The 12,828-nt window shown below is 34.1% G+C and carries 8 protein-coding genes and 1 pseudogene; 6 read left to right on the top strand and 3 right to left on the bottom strand.

Going from position 1 to position 12,828, the window contains the following annotated elements; genetic code table 11:
• Positions 1-122: 122 nt before the first annotated feature.
• The 3 genes and pseudogenes from ACICP1_RS02900 to ACICP1_RS02910 all read right to left on the bottom strand — a co-directional run bounded on the left by ACICP1_RS02900 (position 123) and on the right by ACICP1_RS02910 (position 6,781).
• Entirely contained in the window at positions 123-872 is a 750-nt protein-coding gene (locus ACICP1_RS02900; protein ID WP_262986641.1) for an NTP transferase domain-containing protein, read from the bottom strand.
• 542 nt (positions 873-1,414) lie between these two features.
• A complete protein-coding gene (locus tag ACICP1_RS02905; RefSeq protein ID WP_019236567.1) occupies positions 1,415-3,529 on the bottom strand; it encodes an AAA family ATPase in 2,115 nt (704 codons plus the stop codon).
• A 2,258-nt stretch (positions 3,530-5,787) separates the two neighbouring features.
• Positions 5,788-6,781: pseudogene (locus ACICP1_RS02910) on the bottom strand (virulence RhuM family protein).
• 241 nt (positions 6,782-7,022) lie between these two features.
• Here ACICP1_RS02910 and ACICP1_RS02915 point away from each other — a divergent pair.
• The 6 genes from ACICP1_RS02915 (at position 7,023) to ACICP1_RS02940 (ending at position 12,821) form a co-directional block, all read left to right on the top strand.
• Positions 7,023-7,460 carry a Holliday junction resolvase gene (locus tag ACICP1_RS02915; RefSeq protein WP_264376397.1) on the top strand — a complete coding sequence of 146 codons (438 nt, stop codon included), beginning with the start codon at positions 7,023-7,025 and terminating at the stop codon, positions 7,458-7,460.
• A gap of 114 nt (positions 7,461-7,574) precedes the next feature.
• Entirely contained in the window at positions 7,575-8,807 is a 1,233-nt protein-coding gene (locus ACICP1_RS02920) for a DNA modification methylase (RefSeq protein WP_264376275.1), read from the top strand.
• A complete protein-coding gene (locus tag ACICP1_RS02925) occupies positions 8,804-9,280 on the top strand; it encodes a hypothetical protein (RefSeq protein ID WP_264374877.1) in 477 nt (158 codons plus the stop codon). The genes ACICP1_RS02920 and ACICP1_RS02925 overlap by 4 nt, the downstream gene beginning before the upstream one ends.
• Before the next feature lie 7 nt (positions 9,281-9,287).
• Positions 9,288-10,784 carry an ankyrin repeat domain-containing protein gene (locus tag ACICP1_RS02930; protein ID WP_353272097.1) on the top strand — a complete coding sequence of 499 codons (1,497 nt, stop codon included), beginning with the start codon at positions 9,288-9,290 and terminating at the stop codon, positions 10,782-10,784.
• Entirely contained in the window at positions 10,781-12,604 is a 1,824-nt protein-coding gene (locus ACICP1_RS02935) for a phage terminase large subunit family protein (protein WP_264688722.1), read from the top strand. Before ACICP1_RS02930 ends, ACICP1_RS02935 begins: the two co-directional genes overlap by 4 nt.
• Positions 12,597-12,821, top strand: a complete 225-nt coding sequence (locus ACICP1_RS02940; RefSeq protein ID WP_230609214.1) for a gpW family protein — start codon at positions 12,597-12,599, stop codon at positions 12,819-12,821. Before ACICP1_RS02935 ends, ACICP1_RS02940 begins: the two co-directional genes overlap by 8 nt.
• Positions 12,822-12,828: the final 7 nt, after the last annotated feature.

Consider the following 12,828-nt stretch of genomic DNA (forward strand, 5'->3'; position numbering starts at 1 on the left):
TACCCTCTCACTACAAATAGGAAAATTTGTCGTACCAATTATCTTACAAGTAAGAATCAAAAGGTATTATAAAACCAGTATAAAACAAATGTCAACTTAAATTAATGAATAAAAAAATGTAGTTATGAAAGAAAAGTTGGCTGCCTTCTTTCTTGAAAATAGTGTTCGGCTTTAATCAAATCCTCTTTATTATTTACTCCCATTGCTTCTCTTTCATCAGAAACTACATAACCTACACTCAAGTTATTGTTTGCTGCAATGGGCACTATATCATTAAGACAATATTCATTGGTCGAATTATTGAATTTTATTTCTTTTACTAAGGTAAAGAGATCTTTAGCATATAAAGCCATTATTCCAGAGTTTGCAAGAAGCATTTTATCTCCATTTTTTAGGATTTTTTGAACATTTCCGTAATTATCAATTACTAATCTTCCATATTGTTCATCTTGACTATTGAATCCAAGAAGAACTAAATTATTATACTTTAAACAATCAGTCATTTTCATAACTGTATCGCTAGATATAAAAGGAGTGTCTCCATACTGTATTAAAACTATGTCTTGATCAGATAACTCCTCCAGATTTTCTAGAGCAATTTTAACTGCAGTGCCAGTGCCTGTAATATCTTCTTGAATTATTAGTTTTATATTGTATTGATCGATTATACTTTTTAGAGTATCAAAGTTTTCTAAATCTTTTAGAAGGGAGTTGTTAACAACAATTGATAAGCTTTTTAGACTCAGCGATTTTGCATTAGAAATTATATGTTCTAAAAGAGTAAGATTTCCCACTTGGTGCAACGCTTTTGGATATTCAGAATTCATTCTACTGCTCTTTCCTGCTGCTAATATTATCAAAATTTTACTCATACATAATTCAGGAATTGATTAGGTAGTAAGTTAATTTATAATTAGTAAGATGTAAAGTCCACTTTGATTTTCTAGAGGAAAATAACTACCATCGAACAGACAAAATTCGTTAAATTAGCATCTGTAGTAATTCTTAAGTAAAATTTTAGAAAGAGACGCCCCATAGTTATAATTGAGTGTGTGCTACTTTCAAGTATGGTTTTTATTGATGAAACCTCTTAGACCACTCTGTTTGAAATAAGGTAACTACTGCTTAATTCACCAAAAAGCCTGTAATTAAGTTCTAAAGCGAGTGTGTCCAACCCAATCGATTGTATCTCTTTAGCGTCTGTAATGCCCTTTAAAATTTGAATAAAATGTACTTATACTAATTCTATTAGTATAAAATAAACTTGCACATGATTTTATCGTCATTTTTATTCATTGTAAAGAAAATTTTGTATGAAGGTTTTTTAGAAAACTCACTTGCCCCTCTTAAATGCTCTCAACATCCTGAAAATTTGAATAAAAGTAATTGCTATTTTCAGAAACTTTTTGAAAAATTACCACAAAACATCTAAATCTTTAATAGGCAAGACCGCACCATTTGCTTGTAGATAGTAATGTGTTGGCTTTATTAACTTGTGCTCTACTTTATCTCCTACTGAAACTTTAAATTCCATATCCTGCACACAAAGAAATCCATATTTAGAATTGGTCCCATATCCTGCAGCATTACGAAAGAATTTAATCTGTCCAAGAGTTGCAAGATTATTTATTCTTTCTCTAATATTGCGCTCACTGCCAAGCCCCTCTTCTCCTTCAAAACGCTTTGCAAATTGTCCAGCAGTATAAATATTACCTTGATATGCGCTACTGCGAATTAAATTCAAGATAACCTCATGTTTTCTCATCCGTTCTAAATCCAACTTTTTACTATATTGATCTCTGATTATTGGTTCTGAATTTAAAACTGAATTGTCATGTACAAATGCCCCATTTTTCCAGTAAAGTGTCATTTGCCCGTTATTGCACTGCGAATAGTTAGATTTTTTGCGCGATAAAATTCTCTCATCAGGAGAAGCATTAGCTTTATCTGGTCTAGTCAAATACCAACGAGACCTTACTGTATTATTCCATGCTGTTGAACCGCCTGTGCCAGTTTTACGTATTATTCCCGCATCAGAAGGGTGGGCAAGTAATAAAACAGCTCCTTTTATTGCTTGAGCTATTCGACCACAACAACCTTGAATAAATTGTCTCACATGAGAACGGTCGTTTTCATTTCCTCCAAATAGGTCTGCTGCTGTATCTAATATCACAAGCTTCGGCTGAAACGATTCAATATCCTCAAGTAACTCTTGAAAGTACGTAGTTAATTGACCAGTATCTTTGTTATTAAAAACCATAAGTTGATTATTGTGCCCTGCTCGTGACCATAAGCCAACATTATCCTGAAAATCAGAAGATTCCATACCTGATTGATAAAATTCATTTATTGCGCATTGCCGACGCCAAAGTTCTTCTTCATCATCTTCACAGAACACACCATATGTCTTTATTTTTTCCAGATCTATTCCAAGCCAAGGTTTACCAAAAGCAGCGGCTGTCATTAATTGTTGAGCAAGGAGAGATTTTCCAACACCACCATCACCATAAAGAGCTGTAACACTTCCTACAGGGAGCCAATCCTTAATAACCCACTTTCTTTCTGGAGGGATATTGGTCCAAACTGTAGTATCAATTCTTTTTGACTTTCTTGAAGAATAAGGGCTTTTGTTGTTAAGGATAAATTCTTCAACGTTCATTCCTTCTAGCACACTATCTGCAGCATCCCAAGATTTTGGCTTATCTTGAGGAATCTTGAGAATAGAAAGTGATGCAACTCCAAAACCAGAAAGCTTTTTTGCGGCTTCTTGAGCATAATCTTTTCCAGGATCATCGTTATCTGGCCATATAATAATGTGTTTACCTTTAAGTGGAGTCCAATCAGTTTTCTCAATAGGTGCTTTTGCTCCAAACATTGCTGTTGTTGCAGTGATCCCTTGTTCTATGAGTAGCTCAGCACATTTTTCCCCTTCTACCAATATCACTCTATCAGATTTAGTGATGCCTGGAATGTTATACAGAGGCCTGATCTCAGGTGCAGTAAAGGTAGATTTTTTAGCATCAAATGGTTGATAACTTTTTCCTGAAGCAGTATCATAACGATATTTGCTGGCAATCAACTGATTATCCTGATCGAGATAGTCCCATTGAGTTATTCTCTTTTGCTCTTTAGTAGGTCGCTTGTTACATCCTATCCATTCACTTATCGAAGAAATTACTTCAACAAATTCTATTTTAGCGTTTTTCCCATGTGCAGCTGCCCAAAGATCAATAATGTCACCACCGTCCCCAGTTGCAAAATCAATCCATAATCCGACCTTGCCATACGCTAATTCAACTTTGAGGCTTTTGCCTTTATTACCTTGTACATCACCTATCTGAAATTTGTCACCATGAAAAGTTCCTCTTGGAAATAAATAAGAAAGGCATGATCTGATGTTTAATAATAGTTGTCTTTTTATTTCTTCTACATCAAATTGTTCTAATGGTTCTAAATGTGAGACAGCGTCGTTAAAATCATAATTTAAAGTATTTTTTTCTTTGACATCAGTTAAAAAATCTTGTACCATAGGTTGAAGCTCCTTTTAAAGTTAAGTGTTTGAAAGGTTTTTGAGCAAGGCTGTATTGGTTGCGGTCTTGTTCTCTTATCATGAAGTAAAAAATGTAGTAGGTGGTTCTCTTGGCAAAGCTTGAAAAATATATTAATAAGTGAAGGAAGTCAGTTCAGGTTTACAGTAAAGGTAAGATTGAAGGCTCTTAGAGTTTTCTTTCTTTTAAGACAAAATACTCTAATATAATTCTACAATATTTTCCTCACTATGTCAACTTCCTATTAAATAATCATAATGCTTCTATTTTGTCACATTGATATATTACATATTTATAGTATGTAATATATATTATATATAAGGAAATTTGCCATTTAACATTTTGGTTAAACCTCCACATATACGCAGCTTTGGAGCCGATTGGCAATTTTGCCAAATGAAATTTTATTTGCCATTTGAAATTCTCTTAAGGTATTGATTTTCTTGTATTTCTCTTTGTAAGTTCATCTGGTTATTTGGTAGGTTTGCCAAATGATTTGCATTTTGAAGCTTACTTTAATAAGTAAATATACCTATATGCTAGAAAATTTATAACAGTTGCTTACTGCATAAACTAAGTTCACTTATTAACATAACTCAAGAGATGCTTATATTTCTGTACCATTGACTATAGTATACCGGATCCCTTATCGATCTTTCCGGAAGTGAGGGAAATTTTTCCAAAACACGTTTACTCCTTATTATAAAAACATCTGACTTTAAACTTACACTATTTCCTTACTATATATGTTCACAAAAATTCTAAAAACTGTTCACTTTTTTAAAAAATTTTGCACAACTCCGCTTTCATACTCCACTAAATGACCTACTTTTCTAACGACTAAAAATGCAGTCCGAAATATGATTTGCTCTAAAAATTTTTCATTGAAATTACAAAAATGAACAGGTAACGCAAATTCTGTAAAGGACAATGGTGGTATTGAAAATTTAGCTCTGCTCTCAACTTACACTCCTCAAAAAAATTACAAAATTTAATTTCATTTTAACTTTAAACAAAAAGGCCACCTATAAGTTGCATCTGCATTATGTTGCAAAATATACTATACTTTCCTTATGAGACACTTACATAATCAAATAAGCTATCTACTACTTTTCTTCTCCTCCATAACAGATATATACTGTAAATGTGGTTTGAAATATGAATTGCTCTAAAATTTTTTTTATTACGATTTTTCTATTAAACTTTAATAGAGCTTAACGTGTTTACAATATACCCAGGTGAGAGATTTTCCGTCTATAAGAGGTAGCCGTAAAAATGCTATATTAGTAAAACTATTAATAATAATTATTTGTGAATTAAGTACTTTAGATTCGAGATTATATAGACTTTTGGCAGTTTAAGCCATTTTAGATTGGAAAATGAAATCTCATTAAGCTGAGAAGTGGGCTACTGTAGGGGAGTTTAACATAATTTAAGGTTACAAGTCAAGCAAACTACTATAATATCATAAAAGGCTGTTCCTTGGCTGATTTTGAGTGTTTCTTAGTTTAGAGAAAAACCCTATTATTATAAATAATAAAAATAAGGTATATAATAATACCCTATTTATATTTTATATTTTTCATTCTTATTTATTCTTTAATTTTTTAACTCTTATAGATAGCTCTCTAAAAAAAAAGGATTTGAGACAGGAAACGTTAAATTCTTTTTAAAAAATTTTCTTTACAAGGCATGAAAACCGTGTTAAACTTATATGTAAGTTTCTTTCGTGATAGTAAGATTAATTAAAATACCTTTTAGTTGAGTTTAGAGTTGTTTTATAAGCGATCTTTAATCAGGGGAGTATTTTTTTGCTTAAAAGTTGTGGCTAGCTTTAAAACATAGGTTTTCTCCTTTAGTTATTAAATTTCTGCTTTGCTTATAATATAAATGTCCTAACAATTAAATTACAATATGTATTCCGTTCAAGATTTCAGCCAATTTATTGAGTATTCCGGAAAAAGAGGATATGATTTGTTTGTTCTTTAGGCATAGGTGTCTAAAATTACAGAAATGAATCATTTTTTTCTATTGAGCTTTTTCTGCATCTAAAACTTATGTACCGCTTAAAATGGAGACAAAGATCAAAATTTATTTATTTACGTCTCTAATTTTATCTCGTATAATGGAGACAAAGATTTATGTTTTCACTATTTATTGGCAGATAGGGCTTTCTAAAGGGTGGTTCACCCCCCTTGAAATTAAAACAAAAGCAAGATGTCAAACACAGATAGCTCAACTACAAGCTGGTTTTTGTTGTAGTTATTTTCTCACTTTCTTTACTTGCTTTAATTAATTCATCAAAGTCAGATTCATGTAATTTATCTTGTATAACTCTATACTTTTCGTATTCTCCTTCAGCTAGAGCTTTTGCAACTTCAGCACTCAGCATCTTTAAGTACTTCATAATCATTGAACAATAGAAATGCATCCAACTTTTCAACCCAATTCTGCATTTTCATTAGCCGATGCTTTCTTGCTTGAAGTTCTGCATAATCTAGATACATTGAGACAATGTGATTTAGTTCACTTAATTCTTTTTCAGTCAAGTAGTTTTTTGCAACACTTACATCACTCTTATGAATTTTATTACCTAGACCATCTTTCCAAGTAGTTAGTCCCATATGTGGTTTTTTATGATCAACTCGATAGCTCTGCTGCAGTCAAGCCGTAAATCGCCCAATATAATTTATTCTGTACTTTTGCATAAAATTGTTTTGTTATTTCTGAATTTGGATCATAGTCTGCAGAGCATTCAGCATAAATGTCGGTAATCTTCTGGTAAAACCTACGTTCGGATGCTCCTGATTTTTTCAAGTAATTCATTGAAGTAGTCTTTGCCAAACTTTAGGCCGTTTTTTAGCCGTTCGCTATCTAATGCAAATCCTTTGATGATGAAATCTCTCAAAATTTTTGTAGCCCATACTCTGAAAGATGTAGCCTTTTTAGAATTAACTCGATAACCAATAGCTATCCAAATTATAAAATTGTGTAGGGTACTGTTTACCATCTTCAGCAGTATTCCGGGAAATCCGGATAACTGAATCTTTATCTAACTCTTGACTAGCAAATATGTTCTGTAAATGCTCACTAATTGTTCTAATATTAACATCAAACAACTCCGCCATTCTTTTTTGTGTAAGCCAAATGTTTTCATCTCGATACAAAACATCAATTCTCACGTCTCCATCTGGAGTTGTATATAATAAAATTTCGTTTTCATTTATTATCATATCTACTCTACCTTACTTCAAGTAGCATATAGGTTATTTGTAAAAAAGACAAGCAACTGTAAAACTCTAAAAATAGAGAACTATCTACTTTATTCTTTAGCTGGTGAGCAGTTTTGAAATTATTTTAACTTTTTTTTTAGAAAATCCCGGAAAAAGTAGTAAGAAATCCGGTATATATATAATAGAAGGGCATTGTTTCAACGAGGTTAGTTTACCTCTATACGCTTCAAACACAAAGAAAATGTCAATCCTAACACTCGACCTTGGCAAGCAAACGGGCTGGGCAATTCTAACAGATGGAATAATTGAAAGTGGAAGCAAAGGCTTTCATGGTAGTCGTTTCAGTGGAGGCGGTATGTGCTTCTTAAATTTTCGTAATTGGCTTAATTCTTTGAAAGACATTTCTGCAGTGTATTTTGAGGAAGTAAGAAGACATCTAGGAACTGATGCAGCTCATTGCTATGGTGGTTTTCTTGCAGTGCTGTCTGCTTGGTGTGAAGAACATCACGTACCATACAAAGGTGTTAATGTTAAAACTATAAAACGCTTTATAGCAGGCAAAGGTAATGCAAGTAAGAGTGAAGTTATTGAAGCGATACGTGAAAAAAGTTTTTCACCTAGAGATGATAATCAAGCAGATGCTTTAGCTTTGATGTTCTATGTTATGGAAAGATATTAATAAGCTCATAAAAAGTGGGTCCTTTCGGCCATAATGGCGGGTTTGGTGGTGCTGACCCCAGGCCTTTTCTAGTGTCAGAGATATTTTGAATATTAACTTTTTAATTATTAAGATATGAATTTAGCAATCCACTACTATCCTGTTGAAAACCTCGTCGAATATAAGCGTAATCCTCGTAAAAATGATGACGTAGTAAACAGAATGTGTGCTTCAATCAGGGAATTCGGCTTTCGTATACCAATAGTTGCAAAAAGCGATGGCACTGTGGTTGATGGTCATTTAAGACTTAAAGCAGCAAGAAAACTTGGTATGGAAAGTATTCCAGTAGTCCTCAGTGATAATTTAAATGAACCACAAACTAAAGCTTTTCGACTACTTGCTAATCAATCAGCTAACTGGGCAAAGTGGGATGATGAGCTTTTAAAAGTGGAAATTCAAGAGTTAGAAGATTTACAGTTTGATCTTAAAATGACTGGATTTGAATTAGAAAAAGTTCAAAACTTTCTTGATGATTTAGACAGTGAAAAAGAAGATCTTTCTGACTTAGTTGTTGATGACAAAAAAGTAGAAATAACAAAACCAGGGGATTTATGGATTTTAGGTGATCATCGAATCTATTGTGGTGATAGCTCTTTAGTTGAATCATATAAAGCGGTATTAGACAATAAAATGGCAGATATTACCGTATGTGATCCTCCATATAACGTTGATTACGGTAGCAGTCAGGAAAGAGAAGATAAAAAAATACTAAACGATAATCAAGGTGAAAAGTACGAACTTTTTCTCTACTACATCTGTTCCAATATTTTAGCATATACGAAAGGAGCAATTTACATCTGCATATCATCATCAGAGTTTTCGACGTTGCAAAAAGCATTTGAAGAAGCAGGTGGTCGTTGGTCAACATTTATCATTTGGGCAAAGAATCACTTTACGCTAGGAAGATCAGATTATCAAAGACAATACGAAGCAATGCTCTATGGATGGAAAAGCGGCAATAAACGTGAGTGGCATGGAGGAAGAAATCAAAGTGATCTGTGGTTTTATGATAAGCCAATACATAACTCACTACATCCAACGATGAAGCCAGTAGAGCTAATGGAGAGAGCAATAGTAAACAGCAGTAGATCTGGAGACATAGTACTTGATCCATTTAGCGGTTCTGGCAGCACACTGATTGCATGTGAGAGAACAGGAAGAATTTGTAGAACAATAGAGCTAGATTCAAAGTTTGTAGATGTAACGATAAAACGTTGGCAAGTGTATACAGGCAGGGAGGCAATTCTTTCTGGTGCTGGTAAAACTTTTCAAGAGATTCAAGAAGAAAAAAAGGAGCAAAAAAAGTGAAATTAATAACACAAACAGAATGGGCAAGAGAACAAGGATTTTCAAAGCAATATGTCTGTTATTTAGTAAAAAAAGGAATAGTTGAGTTGGAGGATGGTTTGATCAATAGAGAACAAGCAAATGAAGCAGTAGCAGCAATAAGAGATCCAAGTCAACCATTGAGAAGAAAAAACTATTCAGAAAACGGAGAAAAACTTTCCACGATGTTGCTTAAAACTCGAATCAAAAATGAAATGGAACGTGGTAAACTGCTTGAGGCAAAGGCAAAAGCTGAGATTGGTGAACTTGTAGCAGTAGAAGAAGTAAAAAGTGAAGCATTTAACGTAGCAAGAGTTGTCCGTAATAATTTGCTTAATATTCCAAATAGAGTTTCAGCACTACTTGCATCACTGAGTGATACTGAAAAGATTCATATGGCGCTAACTGAAGAGATTACAAACTCGCTTGAAGAATTATCTAACACTAAATTTTAAATATAAAATGTCTGCTCACTTAAGTTTAGAATTAATAAAGTGCCTCATTAATCAACCTGGATTAGATGTTAATGTTAGAGGATTAAATGGCAAGACACCACTACATTGCGCTATAGAATTTGACGAATTAAGCATGGTGGATTTGTTACTAACAAAGAAGAATATTAATCCTTTTGTTGAAGACAATGAAGGCAAAACCTCTTTAGATTATGCAAAAGAAGGTGAAAAGACAAGGATATTAGAGGCATTAGTCAATAATAAATATGGCTCTGAGGAAGATAGCTTACTTCATTTAGCTGCAATGATAGGTGAAGTTAATGCAGTTAGATATTTGATAGGAAAAGGTATTGACGTTAATATACGAAATGCTCTGCATCATACGCCATTACATTTGGCAGCTGGTATTGGACATGTAGAAGTTGTAAAGATTTTAGTAAGAGAAGGAAATGCTGAAATAGATGTCTTTGATGCACGAAATCAGACACCAATGCACTATGCAGTTAATAATAAAAAGTTGGAGATAGTAAAGTTACTGCTGAAGCTTGGAGCAGATGTAAATAGCACGCGCATGGGACAAAACTCAATGAAATTGTCGCCTGTGCATATAGCTGTAAGTAATACTAATTATGATGAAAGAGACTTATGTCTTGATATCCTCAAATCCTTAATAAAGGAGCCTAATGCTCAAGTCAATTTGCAAGACTATGAAAATAAAACACCACTACATTATGCTGAAAGACTTAAAACAATAGAAGTTTTACTAACGCGAGAAGATATAGATCCATTGGTAAAAGACGATAGCGGCAAGACACCATTTGATTACGCTAAACCTGAGATAAAGAAGGCTTTGATAAGTAATAAATACGGTTCTGAAAAGAATAGTCTACTCCATTTAGCTGCACAAAGAGGAGAAATTGAGATTGTAGAGTCTATTTTAAAAGAAGAAATTGATATTGACGTTTCAAATAATAAAGGTCTATCACCGATTTACCTTGCTGCAGAAAAAGGGCATTTACATGTAGTAAAGTTACTGCTGAAAAAAGGAGCAAATTACACACCTGTTTTGCATTTAGCAATCAAGTCAAATAATTTAGAGTTACTTAAAGCTTTGTTTAAAGAAAAGAACGTCAAATTACCAGACGAAAGGAGAGTATCTGTAATAAATTCACCAGTTTATTGTGCTCTGAATAGGTGTATAGAACATAGAGAAGTAAAAGTAAGAAAATACAATAATGTGATCTGCATTTTTACTTCAGTAAGTGCAGTAGCAATGGCAGCATATATAGGGTTAACAGCAACAACAATAAGCAGTGCAATCATTTTTGCAACAATAACAGGGGTATTTGCGCTTATTATAGCACTAATGATAAGTGAGATGAGCAAAAGATATATAGAAAAAGAGTTTCAGAAAAAGATGTTTATGGAATTGGAGGAGTGTGGAGGAATAAACTCTACTGTTAACAATATTGAGATAGAACCAATTATGAGTAAATGCAGACAATGATATACGCTAGAGCTTTTTCTGAAGGTTTAAAACCAGATCCAGAGCTTAAAGTATCAGAGTGGGCAAATGAGTATCGAGTTTTAGCGCCAACTGCAGCGTCAGAGCCAGGTAAATGGAGAACGGAAAGAACTCCTTATTTAAAAGAAATCATGGATTCACTATCTCCTTCTTCACCGGCTGAAAAAGTAGTATTCATGAAAGGAGCGCAGATTGGGGGAACAGAAGCTGGCAACAATTGGATTGGCTATATCATCGATCAAACACCAGGACCAATGCTAGTAGTACAGCCAACAGTCGAAATGGGAAAACGTTGGTCGAAGGGAAGATTTGCACCGTTGATAGAGAGTACACCATGTTTAAAGAGTAAAGTAAAAGACCCAAGATCAAGAGACTCAGGCAATACTGTACAAAGTAAGGAGTTTCCAGGTGGAATAGTAGTAATAACTGGAGCGAATAGCAGTGTAGGACTTAGATCCATGCCAGTAAAATATCTCTTTCTTGATGAAATAGATGCCTATCCAGGAGATTCAGGAGGAGAAGGAGATCCAGTGCTGCTCAGTATTGCCCGAACTAATACATTTGCAAGGCGAAAGATTTTTTTAGTGTCAACACCAACGATTCATGGAATAAGCAGAATTGAAAAGGAATTTGAAGCAACAGATAAGAGATATTTTTTTGTACCATGTCCATATTGTAATTACTATCAAGTTCTAAAATGGTCACAAATAAAATGGGAAAATAACGATTCGAAAACAGCACATTATGTCTGCACTGAATGTAGCGGCAAAATAGAAAATCATCAAAAGACAGAGATGCTTGAGCGTGGAGAATGGAGACCTACTAATAGAGTAAAAGGTGAGAAAAAAGGATTTCATCTTTCAAGTCTTTATAGTCCAGTTGGCTGGTATAGTTGGCAACAAGCAGTAGAAGATTTTCTCCATGCCAAAGAAAGTGAACAATTACTGAAAGTTTGGATAAATACAACGCTTGGAGAAACCTGGGTAGACAAAGGAGAAGTACCGGACTGGAAGCAATTATTTAACAGGAGAGAATCTTATCAAATTGGCACAGTACCAAAGGGTGAAGTAGTTCTCACAGCAGGAGTAGATGTACAAAAAGATCGGTTAGAAGTAGAAGTTGTAGCATGGGGAAAAAGCCGCGAAAGTTGGTCAATAGACTACCGAGTATTTGAAGGAGATACTGGGAGTGGGGAAGTATGGGGAAAGCTTTCGGAGCTTCTGAGTCATCATTTTATCGGTGAAAATGGGCTTGAATATATGATAAGTATGATGGCAGTAGATGCAGGATATGCAACACAAGAAGTATACAATTGGGTAAGAGGTCATCAAGGATCTGGAAGAGTAATGGCAGTCAAAGGTGTAAATAAAGCACTAGTGCCGCTTAGCAGCCCAAGTAGAGTTGATATAACAGTTGGCGGTCAAAAGCTGAAAAGAGGAATAAAGCTCTGGCCAGTAGGAGTATCGATATTAAAGTCAGAGCTTTTTCAACTACTTAATATTTTGAAAGAAGAAGAGGGAAAAGCTCTACCTGGATATTGTCATTTTCCGGAGTATGCACCTGAATATTTTAAGCAGCTAACGGCAGAGCAATTAGTCAGTAAGGTAGTAAAAGGATACACCAAACAAGAGTGGCAAAAGGTAAGAGAAAGAAATGAAGTACTAGATTGCCGAATTTATGCTAGGGCTGCATCTATTGCGCTTGGAATCGATCGATGGCCAGAGAGTAAATGGAATAGTTTGAGTGGAGAAAGTAAAAAACCTAAAAAAGTAAGACAGAGTAAGTGGTTGAAAAATGTATAACGAAGAGTATTTGTTTCAAGTTGAACAAGCAATAAAGAAGCTGCAAAGCGGAGAGCGAGTAGTATCAATTGCATATGGTGACCATGTTGTGAGATATGCTGAAGTGCAAATAAACGATCTTTTAAACTTAAGACAAAGAATCAAGGCTGAGCTCAAGGTTGAAGGTCAAAAACCAAAAAGAAAGATTGTTATTTCAACGAATAAAGGAGTGGTATGAGAAGTTG

The sequence above is a fragment of the Wolbachia endosymbiont (group B) of Ablattaria laevigata genome (assembly GCF_964277395.1).
Classification (GTDB): Bacteria; Pseudomonadota; Alphaproteobacteria; order Rickettsiales; family Anaplasmataceae; genus Wolbachia.